The sequence below is a fragment of the Macrococcus animalis genome, assembly GCF_047425875.1.
GTDB lineage: Bacteria > Bacillota > Bacilli > Staphylococcales > Staphylococcaceae > Macrococcoides > Macrococcoides animalis.
This window is the reverse complement of sequence record NZ_CP179727.1, coordinates 2,382,071-2,408,289: the sequence shown is the minus strand read 5'-3', so window position 1 is coordinate 2,408,289 and position 26,219 is coordinate 2,382,071. Positions and strand designations below refer to the sequence as shown.

The following is a 26,219-nucleotide window of genomic DNA, read 5'->3' as shown; positions in this document are numbered from 1 at the left end:
TTATCTAAAATTTAATCTTTTTTATTATATGCTTTAACTCAATAAAGATTAGGAGTAACATAGAGGTAATTATTTAAATATTTTGAATATAAGGAGTGTTTTATTAATGTATAAAATCGCAGTTGTAGGTGCTACAGGATTAGTTGGTCAAAAAATGTTAGAAGTATTAGAAAGAAAAGCAATACCGTTTGACAGTTTAACGTTATTTACATCAGCTCGATCAGCGGGAAAAGAAGTTGAATATCAAGGTAAAACGTATATAACTGAAGAATTAACTGAAGAAAAGGCGAATGAAAAATACGATTTCGTCTTAATGAGTGCGGGTGGTAGCACTAGTCTTAAATTCTCACCTATTTTCGAAGAAGCAGGCAGCGTTGTTATCGATAATTCAAGTGCATTTAGAATGGTTGAGGATATTGATTTAATCGTACCAGAAGTCAATGCACCTAAGTTAGAGCGTAGAATCATTGCCAATCCAAACTGTTCTACAATTCAATCTGTCGTTCCATTAAAACCGCTTCAAGAACAATTTGGTTTAAAACGTGTAGCTTATACAACTTATCAAGCTGTTTCAGGTAGTGGTGTTGCAGGAAGAAATGATTTAATCAACGGTGCTAAAGGCGAAGCACCAAAAAACTATCCTCATCCAATTTACAATAACGTATTACCGCATATTGATGATTTCTTAGACACTGGATATACAAAAGAAGAGCAAAAAATGATTGATGAAACAAAGAAAATCTTAGGATTACCAGACTTAAAAGTAACAGCAACATGTGTACGTGTTCCAGTTCAAGACTCTCATTCAGTTGCCATTAACGTGACATTAGAAAATCCAGCTACTGTTGAAGCCATTCGAGAGATATTTGAACAAACTGAAGGCGTAGTGTTAATCGATGATGTAGAAAATAACCAATACCCCCTTGCTGTCAATACTACAGGCAAAGAAGAAGTATTTGTCGGACGTATTCGTGAAGACGATACATTAGAAAATTCATTCCACATTTGGTGTACAGCAGATAATTTATTAAAAGGTGCTGCATTAAATGCAGTACAAATATTAGAACAAATTCATAATCAAAATAAATAAGGAGTGTTATATATGACACAAGTACAGTTTAAAGGGACAGCAGTAGCCATTACTACCCCATTCATCAATTCACAAGTCGATTACGAAACTTTCGAAAAACATGTAAACTTCCTGATTGAAAATGACATTCAAGCTATATTTGTCAATGGTACAACAGGAGAAGGTTCAACGTTAAAGGAAGAAGAAAAGCTAAAGCTTGTTGAAATTGCTGTACGCGTGTCAGATGCACGTGTACCGATTATCGTCGGTACAGGAACAAACGATACACAAGCAAGTTTAGAGCATTCAGTAAAGGTGAAAGCACTCGGCGCAGATGGCATTATGTTGATTACACCTTATTATAATAAAACGAATCAACGTGGGTTAATCGAACACTTTACGACGATTGCCAACGCAGTTGAACTACCCGTTGTATTATACAATGTTCCTGCAAGAACAAATATGACGATAGAACCGGAAACTGTTGAAGTGTTAGCCCAAAATCCATATATTTATGCTTTAAAAGATGCGACACACGATTTAGATTATACTAGAAAAGTGAAATCACGCGTACCTAGTGATTTTATGATATACAGTGGCAATGATGACATTATCGTCCCTTTCTATGAAGCTGGTGGTGACGGTGTAATTTCTGTTATCGCAAATGCAATACCGAAAGAGTTTCAAGCGGTTTACACGGCGTTCCAAACAGATGCAACACTTGCAGCACAACAATTTAATACGATTGTACCTTTACTTCAAGCACTTGAAGTCGATATTAATCCAATGCCAATCAAAGCACTCGTATCTCATATTGGGTTTGCGAATGGTGAATTACGATTACCACTCGTGCCACTACTGGATAAAGCACAACAGCAAATCAATATGATTTATGATCAATTCAAAAGTCAGGTGATATAAATGAAAATATTACTTGCCGGTTATGGTGCTATGAATGAGCGCGTCGCACGTATCGCACAAGATAAAGGATACGAGATTGTCGGTATCATATTAAATAGAGATACAGATAAACCCCATCCCTACCCCATATATCTCGTCGGTGACCCATTACCACAGGCTGATGTGATTATAGATTTTTCAAATCCTTATATTACATTGCCATTAATTCAAAGTGATGTGAAGATTCCATTAGTCATTGCAACAACGGGTGAAAAAGAAGCAATTATCGAGGCTCTAAAATTGAAAGCAAATGATACGGCAACCTTCTTTAGTGCCAACATGAGCTATGGCGTTCATATTCTAACTGAATTAATTCAATATGCAGTCCCACTACTTCAGGATTATGACATTGAACTCATTGAGCGCCATCATAATAAAAAAGTCGATGGACCCAGTGGTACACTTGTAAAATTGTTAGATGCAATACAAGAAAAGCGAGAACTGCATCCGATAACTGATAGAACTTTAGAAGATAAAGCACGAGCAAAAGATGATGTTGGTATCAGTGTTGTTCGTGGTGGGACAATCACTGGCGAACATGAGGTATTATTTGCAGGATTGGATGAGACAATTCAAATTATTCACCGTGCTCAAAGTAAGGATATCTTTGCAAGCGGTGCAATCGATGTAGCAGAAAAATTAATCCATAAATCAAATGGATATTACACATTTGATAATCTATAAAAAATATATAAAGTTTCAAGTCAAAAAAGTCTATTTAAATTAAAAGGAGCCCTATTATGAGAGACCTATCAGCACAAGAAATTATTCAATACATTAGTGAAAGTAAAAAACAAACACCTGTCAAAGTATATGTGAATGGCAATTTTGAAAATGTTTCGTTCCCTGATACATTAAAAGTATTTGGTAGCAACGAATCAAAGACAATATTCAGTGACTTAGCAGATTGGGAAAGTTTCTATAATGAAAACCAAAATGTTATAACTGATATTGAAGTAGAATATGATAGAAGAAATTCAGCAATCCCATTAATTGATCAACGTCAAATCAACGCACGTATTGAACCCGGTGCATTTATACGTGAACATGCTGTTATTGAAGATAACGCTGTTATCATGATGGGCGCTACAATTAATATCGGTGCCGTTGTCGGCGAAGGTACGATGATTGATATGAATGCAATATTAGGTGGCCGTGCAACAACAGGTAAAAATGTTCATGTTGGTGCGGGTGCAGTCCTTGCGGGTGTTATCGAACCTCCAAGTGCAGATCCAGTTGTCATTGAAGACGATGTTTTAATCGGAGCAAATGCAGTGATTTTAGAAGGTGTGCGTGTTGGACGTGGCGCCGTTGTAGCAGCGGGTGCAATTGTAACTGAAGATGTGCCTGCAGGAAGTGTCGTTGCAGGAACGCCAGCTCGCGTTATTAAACAAGCTTCTGAAGTTGAAGGATCTAAGATTGAAATTGTCGCAGCTTTAAGACAATTGAATCAATAATCTTTTCGTTAATCATTTAAGATCATATTTTCAGGCTGATATTTTATCAGCCTTTATTTTTAATATTTTTGAGGTGAAATACATGGTAGATTTAGATGACTTGATTCAAACAAGAAGAACATTGCATCAGAATCCTGAGTTAGGATTTGAAGAACATCATACAACGCAATTAATCATCAGTGAAATAAAAAAATTAAACATTGAGTATTTCACCCCACTTGCTACTGGTGCAATTGCGATTATTCGTGGTACAACAAATGAAACGATTGTCTTTCGTGCTGATATTGACGCATTGCCAATTAATGAACAAAACGACGTAGATTATCGTTCTACCATTAAGAATGTCATGCATGCTTGTGGTCACGACGGACATACAACGATGCTACTTGCATTAATGAAATCTATTCATGCAAAAAGTCAAAACGCACCGTTAAAACATAACATTATGTTTATCTTCCAACCTTCTGAAGAAGCAAATGCGGGTGCGAACCAACTGATTCAAAATTTTGATTTTGAATCTTTTAATATTCAAGCCATTTACGGAATGCATATGATGCCTGATAATGATGAAGGTAAAATGATTTATCGTAGTAATGAAATAACAGCAAGTGCAACTGAATACCGTTTCTACATAACGGGAAAAAGCGCACATGTGGCCAATAAAGAACAAGGATATGCTGCAAGCAACGCTTTAATTCAAATTTTGAATCAAGTAAGTACACTACAGCAGTTTCATTTACCAGGATTAAAGCGCAATATTGTTCATATCGGCAAGTTCAATGCTGGAGAAGCGATTAATACTGTGCCTTCAAATGGCTATTTAGAAGGTACGATAAGAACATATGATCAAAATGACTTATCGATTGTAAAGCAAAAAATGCAACACATAGCTGAAGCAATTGCAATCACTACAGGTTGTGATATAGAAGTAAAGTTCGCTGAAGGTTATCCACCAACAGTAAATGATCCGACTTTAGAATCACGTGTGATGCGTGCCATTCAAGCAGCCAATCTCAAACCTGTGCATAATGCATTACCATATCTATTTGGAGAAGACTTTTCGTTTTATCAATCAATTGCCCCAACCTATTTCGTATTTCTAGGATGCCGTAATGAAGCAAGAGGCTTTATACATGGGTTACATCATAATCAATTTAATTTTGATGAAGCAGTGTTAATGCATGGCTTAAATTATTACTTAGCAATGGTAAGGAGTTATGAAGATGAGTGCTAAATGGGAAATCAATCAAAAGCAATTTATCGCTAATATCAAACACGTCATTAAAGATAATCCTGTAATGGCCGTTGTGAAAAACAATGCTTATAATTTTGGATTAGATTTTTCTATTCAATGTATGACATCTTGCGGGATCACATACTTTAGTACGACAAGTTTAGATGAAGCAATTGCAATTAGAGCACTTGATAGTGAATGCGACATTTTCTTAATGAATCCGACTACAAATTTCGATGCATTAAAACAATACAATATTGAAATGACACTTCCTTCAATCGCATTTTTTGAACAATATAGTGCGCAATTAGAAGGTATTAAAGTGCACTTGGAATACGAGAATTTATTACATCGCTCTGGCTTTAGAACATTAGAATCAATGCAAATATTATTGGATAAGATTACAGAAGAAAAGCACGGTATCGTCATTAAAGGGCTATGGACGCATTTCGGCTATGCCGATGAGTTTGATGTTGAAGATTATACAGTTGAGAGAAAGCATTGGTTAAACGTCGTGCAGCAGTTAACAGACCAATATCAATTTGAAATCATCCATGCACAAAACAGTGCAAGTTATGTACGTGAAGATGGACTGTTACCCGACCATACGCACTTACGATTAGGGATTATTTTATATGGTGCTAGACCCTATTCAGCATTACCAGAATCAATTACAGCCCAGTCATTACGTCTCTCAAGCCATGTGATTCAAATTAGAAATATTAAACAAGGTCAATCAGCTGGTTATAGTTTCGCTTATACTGCTAAACAAGATACAAGACTTGCAGTTGTTGCGATAGGATACGGTGATGGTATATTGCGTACGCGTGCACAACACGATTGCTTAATTAATGGCAAGCGTTATCCAATCAAAGCGTTAATGATGAGCCATATGTTTGTAGAAGTAGATGAACATGTTAATCCAGGTGATATCGTCTACCTTTATCATGAAGCGATGCGTATCGATGAATATACATTTAAGGGTGTCGGTGCGAACTCAGAACAATTATCGGCATTAAACCATAACACATTAATCATGGAGGTCACACAATGAATTTAACAAGAGAAAATGGCGTATTAAATCTTCATGGCCATTCATTAATTGATATAAAAAACGAATATGGTACTCCCCTATTCATTTATGATGAAGATATGATTCGCAATCAATGTCGTAGATTTCATCAAGCATTGAGTCTTTCTGGATTGTCGTATACAATTTCTTATGCGTCTAAAGCATTTACATCGATACAACTCTTTAAGTTAATGCAAGAAGAAAACATGGGATTAGATGTTGTTTCAGAAGGCGAACTTTATACAGCACTCGCTGCTAACTTCAATCCAGAGAAAATACACTTTCATGGGAACAATAAAACCAATCATGAAATCGATTATGCGATCGAAGCGGGTGTTGAATACTTCGTCATCGATGCGTTAGATGAAATTGAGCGCGTGAATACCATTGCAGAATCAAAAAATAAACGTGTTAAAGCGGTTCTTCGTGTTAACCCAGGTGTTGAAGCCCATACGCATGAATTTATTCAAACAGGACAAGAAGATAGTAAGTTTGGTTTAAGTATTCAACACGGACTTGCATTACAAGGTGTTGAAGCATTACTCAATGCAAGTCAAATTGATTTTTATGGGATACACTTTCATATCGGTTCTCAAATCTTTGAATCGACAGGTACAATTGAGACAATTCAGATTGTTGTAAATTGGCTAAAAGAGAATAATATTGCTATTAAAGTCCTGAATATTGGTGGTGGATTTAGTATTCGTTATACAGCTGAAGATATTAGTTATCCAATTGAAGATGGTATTAAAGCTATCACAGATACTTTAATTACAACTTGTCAGGACAATGATTATCCGATTCCAGAAATTTCTTTAGAACCTGGTCGTTCTATTGTTGGTGAAGCAGGATTGACAATATATGATGTCGGAACAATTAAGACGATTCCTAACACAAACAAATATATTTCAATCGATGGTGGTATGAGTGATCATATTAGAACTGCCCTATACGACGCGAAATACGAGTTAGAACTTGTAGAAAGAGATGAAGAAGAAACTGAAGTGGTAACCGTTGCAGGTAAGCTTTGTGAATCGGGTGACATCATCGCACGAGATATAGCGCTCCCTATTTCTATAAAAACGGGTGATACGTTGTGCGTTAAATCTACTGGCGCTTACCACTACAGTATGGCTTCAAACTACAATCAAATGCTCAAACCTGCTGTAATCTTTGTATCTTCACAAGGTGTGCGCCAAGCTATTAAAAGACAAACACTTACGCACTTAATAGCAAATGAAATCAGGTAATATATAATAAAAATTGCTTTATAATTTATTAAATTAAAAATGATGCATTTCCTCAAAAAGAAAGACACCCTGGAGAATCCAGGGTGTCTTTCTAACGTGCATATATAATTCATTTCATTAAAATTATAATTTTACAACGTTTGCTGCTTGTGGTCCGCGATCGCCTTCAACCACTTCAAATTCTACAGCTTGTCCTTCTTCTAATGATTTGTATCCTTCTTGATTAATCGCTGAGAAATGAACGAATACGTCGTTTTCTCCTTCGATTTCAATAAATCCAAACCCTTTTTCTGCGTTAAACCATTTTACTGTACCTTGTTTCATAATTAGAAACCTCCACACTATAATAATTCAATATGTGATTATTCACATATTACAAAATAAATAAAAAAATTTTCATTTTATTAATGTTAAATTAATATATTTACTTTGTAATATGGAATAAACATATTGCTATAAATTATTATAAAATACAGATAACCATAAAGCAATACAATATTCTGTAAATTAATTTTTTTTACAAAATTTACTTCTACGTAATAAATGTAACACGTTTAACTTGTGTTAATTAATAAGTATTTTTCATGTCATACTTACATATTTACTAACCAAAAATATATCACTTTGTATCATATTTTATAAATAATTATTTTATTTATATTGATATATTTCCCCATTATAAAAAAATAAAACACTATGAAAAATTTGAACATCTTCATCGCAATCTTCACAAAATTCAATTTCACAATTATTATAAAAAGAATGAATTTTATATTTCCCTATTCGTTCATTACAAAAATGTTGTCTTAAGTACAACAATTGTTGGTCGTAATATTGTTCTGCATCTTTTAAGAATGAAAAATTCTTGATATCCGTTGCTTGATCTCTAAAATCCTCAAACAACCACCAACCCTCGTAATCTGCCCTTATAGTAATAATCTCATACATAACTTTCACCCCATAAAAAATATTATGTTCTGTTTATTTCATATTTTCAAGTAAATCGCCTTAAAAAGGCGATTTATTAGGTAATTTATACAATTTTGATATAATAAAAAGAGAGGTGATATTCAATGAAATCGCTACATATTAAAGTATATGGACATGTACAAGGCGTTGGATTTCGGTATTTTACGCAACAAATCGCAAAAAAACATAACATAAAAGGCACAGTTCAAAATGTAAATGATTATGTCGAAATTTACGCAACTGGTGATGAAGAATCACTCGAAACGTTCTCAAATAAAGTTATTCGAGGTGCCTCTCCTATGTCACGCGTCATGTCTTATGAAATATCAGAAGTGCCATTACAAGAATTTAATCAATTTAAAACGATTTAGAATGAAAAGGAAATGATGATATGAAATACAATGCCTCTTATATATTTGGTGCAATTTTTGCAGTCCCTATTGCACTGATAACTGGTTTTATCAGTATGAATTTCTTTCAATTTGATATGTGGATAGATTCACTTGTTATGGCCGGTGGTTATTTAGGTGCCTTCTTCCCAATTCAAATAACAACTGGCAATAAATATTTACGTGAAATGGGTATAACGAAACATGAATATAAATATATTCAATCACAAATGAAAGAAGCAGAACCAAAAATTAAACAGTTATTGATACAATATAAGAAAGTCCGTTCAATCAATGATTTTCGTAATGTAAATGAAATTAATAAGTTAGCACGCACAATATTCAAATCTGTACAGAATAATCCTAAAAAGTTTTTTAAAGTGGATAGTTTTTTCTTTTCTCATTTAGACAATACGGTAAATTTGCTCAATCAATTTCTATATTTATCGCGTATGCCGCATAAGACCCCTGAAGATAAGCAACTACTATACAATGCAAGACTTACATTAGAGGAATTAAAACGTACATTACAAGCTGACTTAAAAGCACTAAATTCAAATGATTTTGAACAAATGAAAGTTGAAATTGACATTGCTTCTTTGCAGCAAACAAAGCGTCAAATTCCAATCAATGAATCAACAAACAATGTAAAATCAAAAAATGAAACGCAACAGTCATTAGAATATCAACAACGTGCACCAATTAATTTAAAACGCTCAAAACAATATGCAACAGTTAATGAAAGGGACGATATTAATGAATGAAAATGAATTATTAGATGAATTAACCGCAAATCCTTTTGAATCAAAGCCAGTTTTACAACCTGAACAGAAACATAAAGAGTCATCAATTACAACGTTTCAAACACAAACGTTATCTATAGAAAAACGTGAGAAAATCAATCAAATCAAAAATCAAATCAAACCTTTAGACAACGAGAACCTATTGTTATATGGTTCAAGTGCTCAACAAAAACTCTCAACCTTCTCTCACCAAATTTTAGATGAAGTACAAAAAAAAGATGTTGGATCAATTGGAGATAGTTTGGATCAGTTAATGAAAAAATTAAAAGAAGTTGATCCTGATGAAATTTCTCAAGTTGAAAAAAGTAAAATCAAGAAATTATTTAGACGTGTTTCTACTACAGTTAATGAATTAATTTCAAGATATCAATCGGTTTCAGGACAAATCGATCGTATCTCTGTACAACTACAGAACTCAAAAGATGTTTTATTACGTGATGTTCATATGTTGGATCGTTTATATGATGAAAATAAAGCCTATTTTGAAGCATTGGATATGTTTATTATTGCTGCAGAAGAAAAGCGCGAAGAGATTCAAACAGTAATGTTACCTGAATTAGAACAACGAGCTTTACAATCAAATGATCAAATGGTTGTTCAAGATGTTAATGATTTACGTCATTATTTAAATCGTTTAGATAAACGTATTTATGACTTAAAGTTATCACGTCAAATCACGCTTCAATCCGCTCCGCAAATCCGAATGATTCAAGATGTTAATCAAACTTTAGCAGAAAAAATTCAAAGCTCAATTTTGACTAGTATTCCATTATGGAAGAATCAAATGGCCATCGCAATGAGTTTACTTCATCAACAAAAAGCTTCTAAAGCGCAACAACAAGTTACAAATACAACGAATGAATTATTACTGAAGAATTCAGAAATGTTGAAAATAAACACAATTCGAACTGCAGAAGAGAATGAACGTGGTATTGTAGAATTGGATACTTTAAAAACGACACAACAAAATATTGTAGATACCATTCGTGAAACTTTATCAATTCAGCAACAAGGGACTGAAAAACGTCGTGCAGCTGAAATAGAGCTTGGCAAAATGGAACAAGAATTAAAACAACAGCTACTACAATTACAACAAGAACAAACGAATAAAAGGTAATAAGAAAGGTCTAAGACGCAAACTTGTGTCCTAGACCTTTACTTATATTAAAATGTAATATTTATTTATATGCTACTTTCGGTTGTTTTATTCCTAATACATATCCAATAATATAACCGACAATTGCAAATAATAACCACTCCATAGATTGAGCTTTCAAAGGCAGAGCATTCATAAATGGTAATACTTTAAATTGTGTGCTTATTACTGATAGGATGGATACAATTGTAACAAGTATAATTGGAATTTGAAAAGCTAAATTAGGTGTAGGAACAAATTTTGCAAAGAGCATAATTAACACAAGCGTCATAGCAATTGGATATAAAATCATCAATACAGGTACCGATTTATCAATAACTGTTTTTAAACCTTGATTTGCTAGTATAAAGCTAAATAACGTAAAAATAACTGCATAAACTTTATATGGTATTTTGCTGTATACTTCATTGAAATATTCACTTACAGCTACAACAAGTCCAGTTGACGTTGTTAAACATGCTAAACTTACTATAATTCCGATAAGCAACTTTCCAAATACACCGAATGTATCATCAGCAACATGCGTTAAAATGTATGTTCCTAAATCAAGTTGATTCTTTTCAATATGTGCTAATTGTTCTGCAGATAAATGATAGTGACTACCAATCCATCCAAGTGTTAAATAAATAAATCCTAAAGCAATGGCAGCTATAATACCTGCAAAGACTGTTTGTTTAAACAATCCTGTTTCTTTAGTAATACCTTTATCTTTAATCGCATTGATTACAATCACTGAGAAAGCAATCGCTGCAATAGCGTCCATCGTTTGATATCCATTTGTAAATCCACTAAAGAAACTTGAATTTAAATTGTGATACACTTCTGCTTTTGCTTGAACTGGATTTGTGTCTAATAAAGACATAATACTAACGATTACTAGTGCTAGTATTGAAATTAATAAAACAGGTGTTAAAATAGCACCAACACGATCAACCATTTTAGATGGATTAATCGCTAGCCATAATGTAAGACTAAAGAAAATTAAAGTAAATATGAATAATGATATTGCAGATGGCCCATCTTTTAGGAAAGGTACAACAGCCATTTCAAAAGAGGTTGCCCCTGTTCTAGGAATAGCAAACAGTGGTCCGATTGTTAAATAAACAGCCGATAAGAATACAAGTCCAAAAATTGGATTGATTTTATTTAATACACCTTTATACCCTTCTTCATCAAGTGAACCCACTATAATGCCAAGTAAAGGCAAGCCGACCCCTGTTAATATAAACCCAAATATTGCTGGCCAGAAGAAATGACCACTTGTGAATCCTAAATTAGGTGGGAAAATTAAATTCCCAGCTCCAAAAAATATTGCAAATAACATAAACCCAACGACCCAAGTATTTTTTTTCATAGGTTGACCTCCTTACTATAATGGTCTTTATATTAACACTTTAAACGCATAAAGTCTATAATTTTTCTGAAAATTTAAAAAATACACACAAAAAGAAATTTTACGCGTTTTTAATTAAAATTGTTTCATACTTTGTAGTAATAAAGTTTTAAGAAGTGGTTGAATAATACTCGGTAATTTTTCGACACCTTCTACAAAAATACAATAATCATTATAAATATTTTTTATCGTAGCCATCGTATTCTCATCAATCTTAGATTGGCTTAAGAATATATTAATAACATAAATATTTTCTTTTCTTAATGCTACGACTGCATCATGTGTATCCATTATGCCATTAGATTCATAATCAAATGCAGATGGTTCCCCGTCAGAAAATACAATTAAAAACTTTTGCTTCTCAGAACGTGATTTAAGCATATTTCCAGCAACACGAATTGCTAATCCATCTCGATTGTCTTCACCTGTTTTGTAACTCACTACATTCGGTGAATATTGGCTTTGAAGTGAATTTTGATATGTAATAATTTGTTCTAAAATATTAGGTTGAACGCTTTTATCTGCTTCAAAACCGTCTTCTGAGAATGCAAGGATTTCATGACGTATTGCAAGTTGTAATAGCGTTTCATGAAAAAGTACAACACCTTTTTTCGTTTCTTCTAATTTGTCTTCCATACTATAAGAAGCATCAATGAGTAACATAAATGTTGCGTCTAATTTATAAGATTTTTGATCCTCTTTATAAAAAACACGCTTACGTTCATCTAAGAACCAACCCGTTAAATCACGGCTAAGCTTGCCTTTACTTAAACCTTGTCGTTTGGCAGATACTTCGTGATCGACACTTTTATTAATAACATTAACGAGCGTTTTGATTTCCTTTAATACATCTTCTTTGTACTGGTTATAAGTTACTAAACTGTTTTCATCTTGTTCAGTCTCTTTCCAAATCAGTTTTGTATTAACGTTTTCTTCGCCTACGATATCACTAATATCGTTACCGTCAGCATCTGTTTGAGGTGGCTTAGACTTACCTTTCCCCATCATCATTTCTGTTATATCATCTGTTGAATCGCCTTCACGATCATTTTCTTTTATATTATTGCTATTCGCACCCTCAGTCACTTCAGTCTCTAAATACGCACCACTTTTGGTTTCAGTGTCACGTTGTTTTGATTGAACTGCTTCAGATTCGTCCATATCTGCAACATCTTGTTTTGATTTATCAAGATTTGCTTTCTTATATGCTTTAGCATTCATATAAGACATTTTAGGAATGTGATAATACTCATTCAACATATCTTTTGTTAAATGTGGTTCAATAAGTAACATTAATCGAATCGCTAAATCGGCACTATCTTGGGTGTTGTTCAAATCATATATTGACTGAAGTGCGAGTTGAATACTATATTCAAGCTCAGTAAAGAACATGGATTGAAATGAAAGAATACTATCTGTTAATAAAGCATGTTCAATTTGTAAAAATAATTCATCTGTTGGCATCGATTTGGTTTGATAAAATTTAATCTGACTTTCATTCTCTTTCAATTTTGCTCGCACCCTTACATCAAAAAACTTCTGAGTAAAGGGACGCGTTTTACTAATGAAGTACATCAACCTGAATTCATCTAGCATCATAAAGAGTTGATGAAAAAAGCTATTTACACGAAAGTCTTCTTCTAACACACTTTCTATTACATCCAAATCAGTTTCATCAAAACCTACTGCGTGTAGTATCGTATCACTTTTTAATAGTTTTATTTCTTCGTCACGTTCTCTATGTTTCCATTTGAAAGCAACGTTGATTGTATTTTCGACTAAGTCAAAATAAGCAAACTTCTGAAAATTCACCTTTACAGATGCATCCTCACGTAATAATTGGGCTAAATCAGTCAAAGTCATTATCAATGATGGGTCAACACGTTCATCATTAAATAATATAAATTTTTCACTCATTAGAAATTCAATTCCATCGCATTAATAATTGCATTTTGTTCACGTTCATCATCCAACTTATCAATAATGGCACGTTTCGCTGCACGTTCTATTGGCATAACGCTAATTAAATCACAGAAATCTAATAATGCACGCACAGAACTTGCTTCTTCACTAATTTGACCTTGACTCGCCATCGTTACTAAATCTTGATTAAATTTAATAATTTGATCAATAACTTTGATATCTCTTAATGAGGTTTGTTCCAAAATAACCTGTTTTAATATGTCACCACCGATGTAGTGTAAATCTAATACAACAAATCGGTTTTTTAATGCTTCGTTCATCGGTAAAGTCCCTACATATCCCACATTGATTGCTGCAATCACTTTAAAATCATCATGCGCTTTAATGACTTCTCCTGTAAAAGGATTAGTAATCGTTCTACGGAAATCTAGTACACCATTCAATATTGGTAAAGTTTCAGGCTTTGCCATGTTAATTTCATCAATGTATAATAAATTTCCTTCACGCATTGCTTCAATAACTGGTCCATCAACGAAAACAATCTTAGATACCCCATCAATATTCTCTATTGTCTTATATCCAAGTAAACTTTCAGCATCTAAGTCAACTGAACAGTTAATACTATTCATTTTTTGCTCCATGTCAACGCATAACGTTTCAGCTAACTTAGTCTTACCTGAACCTGTTGGACCTTTTAATAATACATTTTTACGCAAACGTAACATTGCAAGTGCATCTTGATAAATCGTTATGTCGCTATTTTGATATTTTTGCATGCTTCGAGACTCCCTTTCAAAATAAAAAGAGGCATGTTAGCCTCTTATAGTTTACCTCTATTATACAGTATTGTATTAACAAAATGTTATAAACTGTTTTGACGATTTATTTACAAAAAACCTTATAAACATTATGTTTTTTTAATATTTCAAAACTGTATTATTATAAATTTTATACTTCTTCAAAATATTCTTTGTAATAGCCGCCTACTTTACCACTGTTGTCACGAATTTGATAATATTCTTCTGTTTCATTTACAACATCGTAAACTTGACCGACTGTCAGCATATCACTAACTTTATATTTTTTTGCATCTACATTTGTCACTTTCACTTGTTTGATTGCTGCTTTGTCTTGCCATTCTTCATGTAACATCTTAACAACTCCATATCATTATAGTGTTTTTATTGGTTTCAAATTATTTTCTATTTCGCTGCGACGCGCTTCCAAAAATGGTGGTAAACTTAAACGTTCTCCTAAAGCATCAAGCGGTTCATCTGAAGCAAAGCCAGGTCCATCTGTTGCAAATTCAAAAAGAATACCCGAAATATCTCTGAAATATAATGACTTAAAGTAATAACGATCAACTAATCCAGAATTCGGTATGTTTCCTTCATTTAAAGTGTTTAACGCTTTTTGTAATTGAATTTCATCTTTTACTCTAAACGCAACATGATGTGTTCCTCCATATCCTTGGACAGATTGACCTGTTCGTTTAAGTAGATGCACTTCTCCGCCATTACCACCATCACCCATCTTGAATACATGCACTTTATCTAAAGACTGTTGATGCGCATAATCACCAATGCGTTCCATACCTAATACTTGTGTCAATACTGATGCTGTAACGAGAGTATGTTCAACTGCTAACATAATGGGACCTAATCCTAAGATTTGATGAATACTTTCAATTGGACTATCAGGATTAGGTTTCCCCATCGGAATACCCGCATTGTTCTCATCTGAAATTAAATAAATTAAACGTTCATCAAAATCATAAAAAGGTAGCGCATGTTTTCCATTTAATTGCATAACCCCATCATATTTAACATTCATTTCATCAAAACGTTGTTTGAAATAATACAAGCTATAATCAGTTGGAACACGTAAAGTGAATGCATATATTTCATTTGTACCACTAATATTTTTTGGTGCTCCATTAAAGTCAAAGAAAGTAACATCCGTTCCAGGACTACCCTCATTATCAGCAAAGAATAAATGATACGTATCAATTGAATCTTGATTTACTGTTTTCTTAACAAGCTTTAAGCCTAGAACATTATGATAAAAATCATAACATTTTTGCGCATCACTCGTAATCGCTGTTACGTGATGTAATCCTAATAAGTTCATTGCTTTCCCTCCAAATATAAAAACCCAGTAACTTATACTTATTATACATTGTATAAGTTACTGGGTAAATTATTTAAAACAATTTAGCTTTCTAATAATAAATCTTCTGGGTTCTCGATTAATTCTTTAACTGTTTTTAAGAAACCAACAGCTTCTTTACCATCAATAATTCTGTGATCGTAACTTAATGCAACATACATCATTGGACGATTTTCCATGCGCTCCTTATCAATTGCAATTGGACGAGTCACAATTGAGTGCATTCCTAAAATAGCAGCTTGTGTTCCATTGATAATTGGTGTTGACATTAATGAACCGAATACACCACCATTTGTGATTGTGAATGATCCGCCCATCATATCATCTAATCCTAACTTTTTATCACGCGCTTTGATTGCTAAATCATAAATAGATCCTTCAATTTCAGCAAAGTTTTTCTTATCACAATCACGTACGACTGGAACGACTAAACCTTCTTCAGTAGAAACTGCGACACCGATATCATAGAATTGTTTTAAGATTAAATCATCGCCATCAATTTCAGCGTTAACAGCTGGATATTTCTTAAGTGCTGCAACAACAGCTTTTGTAAAGAATGACATGAAACCTAAACGCGTGCCATCATGATTTTCTTGGAATGCTTCTTTTTTACGTTTACGTAAATCCATCACATTTGTCATATCAATTTCATTAAATGTCGTCAGCATTGCCGTGTTTTGTGATACTTCTAATAATTTATTTGCGATCGTTTTTCTACGACGGCTCATTTTTTCACGAATGACTGGTTTTGCAGGATTTTCAGGTTTAGCTGGTGCCGCTTGAGCAACTGGTGTTTGCTTTGGTGCTTCAGGCTGTGACGGTGCATTCACTGCATTTTTTACATCGTGACTTCTAATTAATCCTTTAGGATCACGCGGGTTAATCGATGCTAAATCAATGCCATGTTCCCTTGCATATTTACGTGCTGATGGTGTAGCAACAATACGCACATTCTCTTCTTTAGAATCTACACCTTCAGTTGGTGATGAAGTTTCAGCAGGTGTTGGTGTTTCAGTTTTACTTACTTCAACTTCAGGTGCTGCTTGTGGTGTTTCAGTTTGAGCAGGTGTTGGTGTTGCCCCACCTTCACCAACAATAGCAATAACTGATCCCACTTCAACCGTATCACCTTCTTGTGCTTTAAGCTCTGTTATAACACCAGCCTCTTCAGAAATTACTTCCACGTTAACTTTATCTGTTTCTAATTCTACGATATTTTCGCCTTTTTCAACTGTATCACCGACTTGTTTAAACCAAGTTGAAATCGTACCTTCTGTAATTGATTCTGCTAATTCTGGAACTTTAATCTCTGCCACTTTAATATCCCCCTTATAATGTTAAAGCATCGTTTATGATTTTAGTTTGAACAAGTTTATGAATTTCATTGTCACCTTCTGATGGTGCAGCACGTCTTACACGACCATAATACTGTACATGCTTACCTTGTGCCATTTCGATTAATTCTGGATAGATGTAATGCCATGCACCTTGATTTTCAGGTTCTTCTTGAACAAATCCTATTTCGATTAAACCACGCAAATCGTTAATAATCTCTTGAATTTCTTCTTTAGGCAATGGATATAATTGTTCTAAACGAATTAAATGAATTTCATCATTTGGATTCTTTTGTAATTCAGTATAAAGGTCAATTGCAACTTTACCACTCGCAATTAATAACTTTTTAACTTTAGTTTTCTTATAACCGTTTGAAATGATAGGTTTAAAGCTACCTTCCGTAAACTTATCAACCGTATCCGCTACTAAGTTATTACGTAGTAAACTTTTTGGACTCATCAATACAAGTGGGCGCATTTGCATTGTATTTAAGTAATGTGCTTGACGACGTAATAAATGGAAATAATTCGCAGTTGAAGTTACGTTAGCAACTGTCCAGTTATTTTCACCCGCAAGTTGTAAGAAACGTTCTAAACGAGCTGAAGAGTGTTCAGGACCTTGACCTTCAAATGCGTGTGGTAGTAAGAGCGTCAAACCACTTCGCTCTCCCCATTTCGCGTTAGCACTTGATACAAAGTTATCAAAAATCATTTGTGCCATGTTTGCAAAATCACCATATTGTGCTTCCCAAACGGCTAATGCATTATTATTTTCTAAGTTATATCCATATTCAAAGCCAACAACTGCTGCCTCTGATAATGGTGAGTTATGAATATCAAATGAAGCTTTTGCATCTGAGATATGTTGTAGTGGCGTATATTTATCACCATTGACTTCATCATTTAATACAGCATGACGATGTGCAAATGTTCCACGTTCAGCATCTTGACCTGTATGACGTACAGGTTTTCCGTCTTGGATAATTGTTCCATATGCTAATAATTCTGCATGTCCCCAATCGATTAATCCATCTTTAGTAAACGGATCATTACGGCGTTCAAGAATTTTTTCTAACTTATTAAAGACTGTGAATGATTCAGGTGTTGTTAACATATCATCATTAATCTGTTTTAAGCGCTCAATAGATACACCTGTTTCAACTTGCTCATACCCATTGGACACTTCATCTGGCGCAAGCATTTCACTATCTGTGTTCATTGTACTCTTATCAATCTTATCATGTGCTGTACGCATTTCTGTCATAACTTTTTCAAAGATATCGTTCATTTCATCTTCAGAAATAACGCCCGCTTCTATAAGTTGCTTGCCATATTTTATTTCAATACTTGGATGCCCTTTTACTTCTTTATATAACATAGGATTAGTAATAGTCGGTTCATCCATCTCATTATGGCCATATCGGCGATATCCCACTAAATCAATAACGAAATCTTTATTGAACTTTTGACGGAATGCCATTGCTAATTCGATTGCTTCCATACACGCTTCAACATCATCAGCATTAACGTGTATTATAGGTAAATCGTAACCTTTTGCAACATCTGTTGCATACGTTGTAGATCTAGAATCATAAGGTTCAGTCGTAAATCCTACACGGTTATTAGTAATAATATGTAATGATCCGCCAACTGAATATCCATCAAGGTTACTTAAGTTCATACTTTCAAAATTAATCCCTTGTCCTGGAAATGCTGCATCACCATGAATTAATATTGCTAACGCTTTATTGAAATCTTGAACTGGTGCATTAACACCTTCTGTTTGTTCTTGAACTGCACGTGTCTTACCTAATACAACTGGCGCGACAATTTCTAAGTGAGAAGGATTATTCGCAAGTGAAACCACTTGTTCATTTCCATATTTAGTTGTTGTCTTCTTGCCCCCCAAGTGATATTTAACGTCACTCGTCCAACCTTTTGTTACAACTAAAGATTCATCTTCAGGTAAGAATTTTAATGGATCAGTATGCATAAATTCAGATAGCATCATTTCATACGGCTTTTCTAAAATGTGAGTTAATACATTTAAGCGCCCACGGTGTGCCATTCCGATTTCAATATTTTTGATATTTTCTTTATTTGCGATACGTAATACATTCTCTAACATTGGTACTAAAGCATCGACACCTTCTATTGAGAAACGTTTTGCCCCAACGAAATTCTTATGAATATATTTTTCAAAGCCTTCTACATGCGCAAGACTTTTAAGTAATTCAATCTTTTCCTCATTCGAAAATTGATTTTTTTCACGTGATTCAATCTTTTCCGTTAACCAGTCGCGTTCAGATGCATCATTAATATGAGAAATTTCAAACCCAATTGTACTTTGATATGCACTTTGTAAGTGTTGAATCGCTTCAAACGCATTACTAAATTTATTGCCATATTGTTCTGAAATTAATCCAGCAGGCAAAGATGATAAATCTGCTTCGGTTAATTCGAAATCTTCCAGGTTTAACGCTGGTAAGTTTTCGCGTTGCGGACGGTATAAGGGATAAATATCAGCTGTAAGGTGACCGTACAATCTAATATTATCTACTAACTTTAACACACGCTTAACTTTATCAGTATCAACATTGCCAGAAGCATTCACAGGTTGCCCCCCTTGAATACTTGAAAATAAAACTTGCAACTCATCAGATACCGATGATGGATCAACTAGATATTGATCGAACATTTCTAAAAGAATGCCTAAATTTGTCCCAAATCTAGGTGGTGCTTCATCTAGGTTTTTACCTTTTGTCATGGTTCCACCCTCCATTTAATTAAATAAAACGTTTACATCACCATTTTAACAAAGCAAAGCACGAAATTAAAGGGGAAAAACATAACTTTGTGAATTATATTGTTCGAATCGGAAATTGTATGATGACTTTGGTAAACTGATCAACTTCACTTTCTATTTTTACATGACCTTTGTATGATTCTATTAATTTCTTTGCTATTGATAAACCAAGCCCATTACCACCCTTTGACCTTGCTCTAGATTTATCAACACGATAGAAGCGATCGAAGATATTTGGAATATCATCTTTTGGAATACCTTCACCGTTATCAATAATTTCAATTTGTACTAACTTGTTTTTTAGAGATGTACGAATCACAATATGCTTATTTAATTGATCATACTTCATAGCATTGTCTAAAAATATGAGTAATATTTGCTCAAAATGGAATCTGTTTATATTTAATTTTATTTGTTCATGCGTTGAATGATAATCAAATGTATAATCATTTTTAAGTTGTTGCAATGAATATATACGTCCTTGTATTTCAGCATTGATATCAATTGTTTCTGTCTGCCTTGTCTCCAACAGATTTGAATCTTTAGAAAGCAACAATAATTCTTCGACCAACTTATTAATACGATTCATTTCTTCTAAAGAGATGGTTAATGATTCTTCTAATATTTCTGGATTGTTCTTACCCCATCGCTGAATCAGATTAAGATGTCCATTGATGATTTGTAAAGGTGTTCTTAATTCATGACTAGCATCCTCCACGAATTGCTTTTGTTGATCAAATGAAGATTCTAATTGACTCATCATCTCATTAAATGTGTCAATCATATCATCCATCTCTGTATAGCTGGTCGATACTTTTAACTTATTTTGGAATCCATCACGTTTAATTTGATTCATCTTACTTGATAAACTTCGAATAGGCTTTGTTATTTGATTTGAAAATAAATAACTAATCAGTGCTGTAATAAATAAAGCTGTAAGTCCTGAGAAACAACATAAAACAAATAAAAATTGTATAACATCATAATATTCATTTAAAGCATGTGCCACCGTAATATAACCAAAATAGTGGTCATTACGTAACGGTGTCGACATAAATAAAAATGGCTGTCCATCAATTTCTTTTTGAATTACAGTTAATTTATCTGTTTTATTAACAGGCACATCGAAAGTGTAACTCGCATTTGTACTCACACTAAATATGCTTTTGCCGTCAATATCGTATAAAAAAATTTTTTCATTATTGTTGATAGCTCTTTTAATGTCATTTGCAGTGATTTGTCCTGGCGTTTTCTCATCAAATAAATTAGAAATATCCATTACACTTTTTTTAGTTTCTAACACAACTTGTTCTTTTTGATATGTACTAATTAAATAAATTATAAACAAACTAAAAATCATAAAGATAATAAAAGTGATTGTGGTTGTTAACACTGTCCATTTGGAACGTAATGATTGTGATTTACTCTTCATCGAATCACATAGCCTACACCACGAACCGTCTCAATTAACTTGTGGTATTGGAATGGTTTCAATTTATTTCTTAAGTATCTGATATAAACATCAACCACATTTGTTTCAACTTCACTTTCATATCCCCAGACACTTGTCAAAATTTGTTCGCGTGTTAAAACATGTTTTTTATTTTCGACTAGAATCTTAAGTAATTCAAATTCAGTTTTCGTTAATTCCAACTTTTGGTCATAGATTGTAACAGTAAATGCATCTAGATTAATCTTCATTTCATCAATTTGTAAAATGTTCTCTTTTTCTACTGGCACCACCGGTTGCTGATTACGACGTAAGATTACTCGAATTCTAGCAAGTAATTCTTCTATATCAAAAGGTTTCACAATATAATCATCTGCACCGTAATCTAATCCAATTACTTTATCATATGTATCACCTTTAGCTGTAATGATAATGACAGGTGTATTTTTTACTTTTCTCAGTTTGCGACAAACTTCTAATCCATTGATTTTAGGGAGCATAAGGTCAAGTAATATACAGTCATAGTCATTATGTATAGCTTCTTCTAACCCAGCTTCTCCATCGTGTACAACACCAACTTCATAACTTTCATGCATGAGTTCAAGTTGAATAAAACGTGCTAAGTTTTCTTCATCTTCAATAATTAAAATTTTATGCAAAATATCAACTCCCAATGTACTAGATACTAAACATTCTATTTTTTATTATACTTTTCTTGAATTTGCTTTATGTTTTCTTTAACATCTGGCCATTCATCATCAATAACTGAATAAATAATTAAATTTCTACGTACACCATCTAAATTTCGCTCTTTACGAATAACGCCTTCTTTTTGGAAGCCTAAACGCTCAATTGCTCTATTCGAGCGTTCGTTTCGTTCATCAGCACGAATTTGAACACGTACCATATTTAATATCTCAAAACAAAATTCTAATAATAAAAACTTACTATCAGTATTCACATAAGTTTTTTGCGCCTTTACGCCAAACCAAGTCGTACCTATTTCACAACTATCATTGTCATAATCAATTTCTTTTATACGTGTAGAACCAACGACTTCATTAGTCTCTTTCATAACTACGATAAATGGAATAGATTTCATTTTTTCTCTTAAATGCACAGCGTCAATAACCCATTGCTCCATTAAATCAATGTCTGTCGCTTTAAATAACATATAACTCCAAATGGATTCATGATTTATTTCATGTAAATCCTTTGCATGTTCGATTTGCATCGGTATTAATTTAATTCTTTCATTTTCTAACACGACAGATTCAAATACGTTTATCGTCACTGTTGCACCTTCTTTTTCTATGATATAGAAAATCATATCAAGAAATGAACAAAAATAATATGTTTATGATTAAAATTTACAATTATATAAAAAAATAAACAAAAAACTCCTGACTGGGCAAAGTCAGGAGTGTATGGGCAAAAATATTGGGGGTTAAAAAGAAAATGATCTACTAGAGGGGGAACTCATAATTGAGAATCATTTTCATTTATTATTATACCTTATTGAGAACGATTGTCAATTACTTTGTGTAAGATTGTTTGAGCTAATAAAATACTAATTACACCACCAACAATACCTGCAATTATGTCTGTCGGATAATGTACCCCTAAGTAAACGCGACTCGTAGAAATCATAATAATTGAGAACACGCAAAGTCCAATTAAATATGGTTTTAAATTGCTATCGCCACGATTGATTAAATATACAAGACTACCAAAAAAGGCGGTCGATCCCATGGCGTGACCACTTGGAAAACTAAATCCAGTAATATCAATTAAACGCAATAATGTTGGACGTTCTCTATCGAAAATATTTTTAAGTAATGGATTTAATGTACCTGATAAAATCATCGCTAATGCAAAAAATAATGCTTCTATTTTCATCTTTTTAAGCATTAAATAAGCTACAACAAGTAAACTTAGTGCAATCATTGCCCACACTTCTCCTACTTTAGTGAATCCTAACATAATAGATGTCGTAATAAAACTCTCAGATGAATATATAAATTCGTATACCTCATTATCAATCCACTTTCCAAGTCTAGATTCATGGAAAAATGCAATTACACCAAATATAAAACTAAAAATTAGAATCAAAGTAATGCGTTTCGCTCTTGCCATAATATCTCTCCTACTTCACATCTTGTATTATTTTATTTAATAACGTTGTTGCTGTATGCATTGATTGTTCTTGTTCCATTTTTTCAGTCATCGCAATGTAGTTGTCTTCTACTTTCTCAATCATTTGTAATAATTTTTCTGACGAAACATCAGTTTCTTGAATCACTTCTGCTATTCCTTTTCCTTTAAATATTTTAGCATTGTCAATTTGATCTCCACGACTTTGGTCTAAACCCAATGGAATTAAAATCATGGGTTTTTGTAATGCTAAAAATTCAAATAATGCATTAGACCCTGCACGCGAAATCATTATATCTGTGATTTTATATAAATGCATTAATTCTTCTGAAACGTATTCACGTTGATAATACCCTTGTCTTTGAATCGCAATATCTAAATTTCCTCGACCTACAAGATGAATAATTTGATAATTTTTTAACAATGTATCTAAATTATCTCTTACTGCTTTATTAATCATTCTTGAACCTAATGAACCACCCATAATCATGATAACTTTCTTTTCATGATTAAATTTTGTTAACTGATAGCCTTTAAGTGCTTCTCCTGAAAACAAATCATCCCGAATAATACTACCCACATAATCAGCTTTCTCACTCGGCACATACTTTAATGTCTCTTCAAAAGTGGTATACAGCTTATTTGCAAATTTGAGTGCTAATTTATTAGCAAGTCCGGGTGTTACATCAGATTCGTGAATAATAGTTTTTATTTTCAGCATTTTTGCAGCAATCGTTACTGGTACTGCCACAAACCCACCTTTTGAAAATACTATATCCGGTTTTTCTTTCTTTAAAACCATTAAAGCATCAATTATACCTTTTTGAACCTTAAATATATCCATTGCGTTATCAATAGAAATATATCGACGTAATTTCCCACTAGAAATTCCGTAATATTTTATTTCAGGAAATCGTTTAGTAATTTCATCTTTTTCAATTCCTGTTTTTGAACCGATATAAATACAATCAATATTTTGTTGTTTCGCAGCTGGAATTAACGCCATATTGACTGCAACATGACCAATCGTTCCGCCGCCAGTAAATGCAATTTTCATTTTATACACTCCATTATTTTGATTTTACTGTTTTAATTGCTACTTTTAATTGTGTATCATCATTTTGAACTTTTTTCATTAATAGTGATGTGAATTTTTCCGTAGTCTTACCACTTAATTCACCATTGATTTCTAACATTTCAGAAGTTTGAAAATCAATAATCGCCTGTTCTGTATCTTCATCAAATACTGTATCAACTTTACCAGGATTATATCCTAATGCTTTTAAACCCAACTCTAATGATTTCACATTATTACCTTTTTCGCCTAAGCTTAAAACACTATCTGCATCTAATACTTGGGCATTTGTATAGGATGGTAATTTTGCTTCAACATCTGGCGTAATTCCTTTTTTATGAATCCAATGTTCTTTTGGTGTTAGCCATTTCATTTGAGTGTATTTTAACATCGATTTGTCTTTATATGGTGCTGCTGTTTGTACAATACCTTTACCAAATGATTTCGTTCCTACAATCTTCGCTTTATTATTTTCTCGCAATGCTTCAGCAAATACCTCAGATGCACTCGCAGAACCCTCATTTAATAAGATAACGGTATCCAAATTATCCGTAAGTGGATTACTTGGATTACTTGCTGATAATGTTTTCTTTTCGCCTTGATTATTTTCAGTATATAATACTGTATCTCCTTTATCCAAAAACTCATTCGCCATTTTGGTCGCTTCATCTAAAAAGCCACCTGGGTTATTTCGCATATCAATGACTAGGCGTTCCATTCCTTTTTTATCCATTTCTTTTAGTGCAGCGTTAAATTCTTGAGATGTTTTTTCTTGGAATTTTGTGACTGTTATCACTACTGTCTTATCTTTCAATATTTTTGAATCAACACTATTCATATGTATTTTGTTGCGTTTAATTTTTACTTTAAATGGATCACTTGTCCCTCGTTTGATCGTTAATACAACTATAGTGCCTTTCTTACCGCGTATTTTATTAACAACTTGTTGTGCATTCCAACCTTCAATTGTTTTTCCATTAATCGCCATAATGACATCATTCGGTTTAATACCAGCTTTGTATGCGGGAGCACCCTTTATAGGACTAGAGATTAATGTTTTCCCATCTTTTTGTTCAATTTCTGCACCAATCCCCTGGAAATCACCTTGCATCGATTCAGTAAAATCACTTTGTTCTTTTTCAGTCATATATTCACTATATGGGTCTTTTAACCCATTCACCATACCTTTTATTGCACCGTTAACTAAATCTTCTTTATTTACGTCTTTGTAATAATTGTTATTGAGTGTGTCATATACATGATACAATTTTACAAATTCACTTCGTTTAGGAGCGTCATCCGTAATAATCTTTTCGCTACCACTTAAAATTGAAAAAGCTGTAACAGCTGCAGTTATAATAACAGTTGATACAAGCATCATAATAAATTTAAAAGGTGATATTTCATAATTTTTATTTACTTTTTTATTTTCGAGCTCGTTATTTTCATGGTTTATTTCATTCGAATCTTGATTCACAACTTTTCACATCCAATTTATCGTTTATTTTTATAGTATATAAAAAAACAATAAATAAAGCACGTACCAAGTGGTACGT

25 protein-coding genes are annotated in these 26,219 nt (G+C 33.2%); 10 read left to right on the top strand and 15 right to left on the bottom strand.

From position 1 onward, the window contains the following. Positions 1-106: 106 nt before the first annotated feature. The 7 genes from ACMGE9_RS12820 to lysA all read left to right on the top strand — a co-directional run bounded on the left by ACMGE9_RS12820 (position 107) and on the right by lysA (position 7,042). Complete coding sequence (locus ACMGE9_RS12820) at positions 107-1,090, top strand: aspartate-semialdehyde dehydrogenase (protein ID WP_414043154.1); 984 nt, start codon at positions 107-109, stop codon at positions 1,088-1,090. Positions 1,091-1,102: 12 nt separating this feature from the next. Next, positions 1,103-1,990: a 4-hydroxy-tetrahydrodipicolinate synthase gene (gene dapA, locus ACMGE9_RS12815; protein ID WP_414043153.1), complete on the top strand. Its 888-nt coding sequence runs from the start codon at positions 1,103-1,105 to the stop codon at positions 1,988-1,990. After that, a complete protein-coding gene (dapB, locus tag ACMGE9_RS12810) occupies positions 1,991-2,713 on the top strand; it encodes a 4-hydroxy-tetrahydrodipicolinate reductase (RefSeq protein ID WP_414043152.1) in 723 nt (240 codons plus the stop codon). Positions 2,714-2,766: 53 nt separating this feature from the next. Next, positions 2,767-3,486, top strand: a complete 720-nt coding sequence (gene dapD / locus ACMGE9_RS12805) for a 2,3,4,5-tetrahydropyridine-2,6-dicarboxylate N-acetyltransferase (RefSeq protein ID WP_414044506.1) — start codon at positions 2,767-2,769, stop codon at positions 3,484-3,486. Positions 3,487-3,568: 82 nt separating this feature from the next. Continuing rightward, positions 3,569-4,720, top strand: a complete 1,152-nt coding sequence (locus tag ACMGE9_RS12800; RefSeq protein ID WP_414043151.1) for a M20 metallopeptidase family protein — start codon at positions 3,569-3,571, stop codon at positions 4,718-4,720. Continuing rightward, complete coding sequence (gene alr / locus ACMGE9_RS12795; protein WP_414043150.1) at positions 4,710-5,774, top strand: alanine racemase; 1,065 nt, start codon at positions 4,710-4,712, stop codon at positions 5,772-5,774. The genes ACMGE9_RS12800 and alr overlap by 11 nt, the downstream gene beginning before the upstream one ends. Then, a complete protein-coding gene (lysA, locus tag ACMGE9_RS12790) occupies positions 5,771-7,042 on the top strand; it encodes a diaminopimelate decarboxylase (RefSeq protein ID WP_414043149.1) in 1,272 nt (423 codons plus the stop codon). Before alr ends, lysA begins: the two co-directional genes overlap by 4 nt. A gap of 123 nt (positions 7,043-7,165) precedes the next feature. Here the strand turns inward: lysA and cspA are convergent, their stop codons facing one another. Beyond that, positions 7,166-7,366, bottom strand: coding sequence for a cold shock protein CspA (gene cspA / locus ACMGE9_RS12785; RefSeq protein WP_016912585.1), 201 nt, complete (start codon positions 7,364-7,366; stop codon positions 7,166-7,168). 327 nt (positions 7,367-7,693) lie between these two features. Next, positions 7,694-7,990 (bottom strand): DUF1033 family protein, encoded by a 297-nt coding sequence (locus ACMGE9_RS12780; protein WP_414043148.1) that lies wholly within the window; start codon positions 7,988-7,990, stop codon positions 7,694-7,696. Between the two features lie 125 nt (positions 7,991-8,115). On the opposite strand from ACMGE9_RS12780, the gene ACMGE9_RS12775 reads away from it, so the two are divergent. From ACMGE9_RS12775 to ACMGE9_RS12765, 3 genes are read left to right on the top strand one after another with little or no spacing between them, the layout of a single operon-like run. Then, positions 8,116-8,382, top strand: a complete 267-nt coding sequence (locus tag ACMGE9_RS12775; protein WP_414043147.1) for an acylphosphatase — start codon at positions 8,116-8,118, stop codon at positions 8,380-8,382. A gap of 20 nt (positions 8,383-8,402) precedes the next feature. Next, positions 8,403-9,164, top strand: a complete 762-nt coding sequence (locus ACMGE9_RS12770) for a 5-bromo-4-chloroindolyl phosphate hydrolysis family protein (protein WP_414043146.1) — start codon at positions 8,403-8,405, stop codon at positions 9,162-9,164. Continuing rightward, positions 9,157-10,320, top strand: a complete 1,164-nt coding sequence (locus tag ACMGE9_RS12765; protein ID WP_414043145.1) for a toxic anion resistance protein — start codon at positions 9,157-9,159, stop codon at positions 10,318-10,320. The genes ACMGE9_RS12770 and ACMGE9_RS12765 overlap by 8 nt, the downstream gene beginning before the upstream one ends. A gap of 61 nt (positions 10,321-10,381) precedes the next feature. Here ACMGE9_RS12765 and brnQ read toward each other — a convergent pair whose 3' ends face one another. The 13 genes from brnQ to ACMGE9_RS12700 all read right to left on the bottom strand — a co-directional run bounded on the left by brnQ (position 10,382) and on the right by ACMGE9_RS12700 (position 26,140). Then, positions 10,382-11,713: a branched-chain amino acid transport system II carrier protein gene (gene brnQ, locus ACMGE9_RS12760; protein WP_414043144.1), complete on the bottom strand. Its 1,332-nt coding sequence runs from the start codon at positions 11,711-11,713 to the stop codon at positions 10,382-10,384. A gap of 114 nt (positions 11,714-11,827) precedes the next feature. After that, positions 11,828-13,669 carry a vWA domain-containing protein gene (locus ACMGE9_RS12755; RefSeq protein WP_414043143.1) on the bottom strand — a complete coding sequence of 614 codons (1,842 nt, stop codon included), beginning with the start codon at positions 13,667-13,669 and terminating at the stop codon, positions 11,828-11,830. Continuing rightward, positions 13,669-14,451: an ATP-binding protein gene (locus ACMGE9_RS12750; protein ID WP_414043142.1), complete on the bottom strand. Its 783-nt coding sequence runs from the start codon at positions 14,449-14,451 to the stop codon at positions 13,669-13,671. The genes ACMGE9_RS12755 and ACMGE9_RS12750 overlap by 1 nt, the downstream gene beginning before the upstream one ends. Positions 14,452-14,623: 172 nt before the next feature. Further along, a complete protein-coding gene (locus tag ACMGE9_RS12745; RefSeq protein ID WP_414043141.1) occupies positions 14,624-14,827 on the bottom strand; it encodes a DUF6501 family protein in 204 nt (67 codons plus the stop codon). 18 nt (positions 14,828-14,845) lie between these two features. Continuing rightward, the gene (locus tag ACMGE9_RS12740) at positions 14,846-15,805 is read right to left on the bottom strand and encodes a ring-cleaving dioxygenase (RefSeq protein WP_414043140.1); all 960 of its coding nucleotides are present in this window, start codon (positions 15,803-15,805) and stop codon (positions 14,846-14,848) included. Between the two features lie 83 nt (positions 15,806-15,888). Beyond that, complete coding sequence (gene odhB, locus ACMGE9_RS12735; RefSeq protein WP_414043139.1) at positions 15,889-17,160, bottom strand: 2-oxoglutarate dehydrogenase complex dihydrolipoyllysine-residue succinyltransferase; 1,272 nt, start codon at positions 17,158-17,160, stop codon at positions 15,889-15,891. 13 nt (positions 17,161-17,173) lie between these two features. Next, positions 17,174-19,945: a 2-oxoglutarate dehydrogenase E1 component gene (locus ACMGE9_RS12730; protein WP_414043138.1), complete on the bottom strand. Its 2,772-nt coding sequence runs from the start codon at positions 19,943-19,945 to the stop codon at positions 17,174-17,176. 94 nt (positions 19,946-20,039) lie between these two features. Next, positions 20,040-21,416, bottom strand: a complete 1,377-nt coding sequence (locus ACMGE9_RS12725) for an ATP-binding protein (RefSeq protein ID WP_414043137.1) — start codon at positions 21,414-21,416, stop codon at positions 20,040-20,042. Further along, on the bottom strand, positions 21,413-22,093 hold the full coding sequence (locus ACMGE9_RS12720; protein WP_414043136.1) for a response regulator transcription factor: 681 nt from the start codon (positions 22,091-22,093) through the stop codon (positions 21,413-21,415). The genes ACMGE9_RS12725 and ACMGE9_RS12720 overlap by 4 nt, the downstream gene beginning before the upstream one ends. 35 nt (positions 22,094-22,128) lie before the next feature. Next, positions 22,129-22,728, bottom strand: coding sequence for a GNAT family N-acetyltransferase (locus ACMGE9_RS12715; protein ID WP_414043135.1), 600 nt, complete (start codon positions 22,726-22,728; stop codon positions 22,129-22,131). 221 nt (positions 22,729-22,949) lie between these two features. Continuing rightward, entirely contained in the window at positions 22,950-23,570 is a 621-nt protein-coding gene (locus ACMGE9_RS12710) for a phosphatase PAP2 family protein (RefSeq protein WP_414043134.1), read from the bottom strand. Positions 23,571-23,580: 10 nt separating this feature from the next. Beyond that, the gene (locus ACMGE9_RS12705) at positions 23,581-24,645 is read right to left on the bottom strand and encodes an undecaprenyldiphospho-muramoylpentapeptide beta-N-acetylglucosaminyltransferase (RefSeq protein ID WP_414043133.1); all 1,065 of its coding nucleotides are present in this window, start codon (positions 24,643-24,645) and stop codon (positions 23,581-23,583) included. A 13-nt stretch (positions 24,646-24,658) separates the two neighbouring features. Further along, positions 24,659-26,140 (bottom strand): S41 family peptidase, encoded by a 1,482-nt coding sequence (locus ACMGE9_RS12700; protein ID WP_414043132.1) that lies wholly within the window; start codon positions 26,138-26,140, stop codon positions 24,659-24,661. Positions 26,141-26,219: the final 79 nt, after the last annotated feature.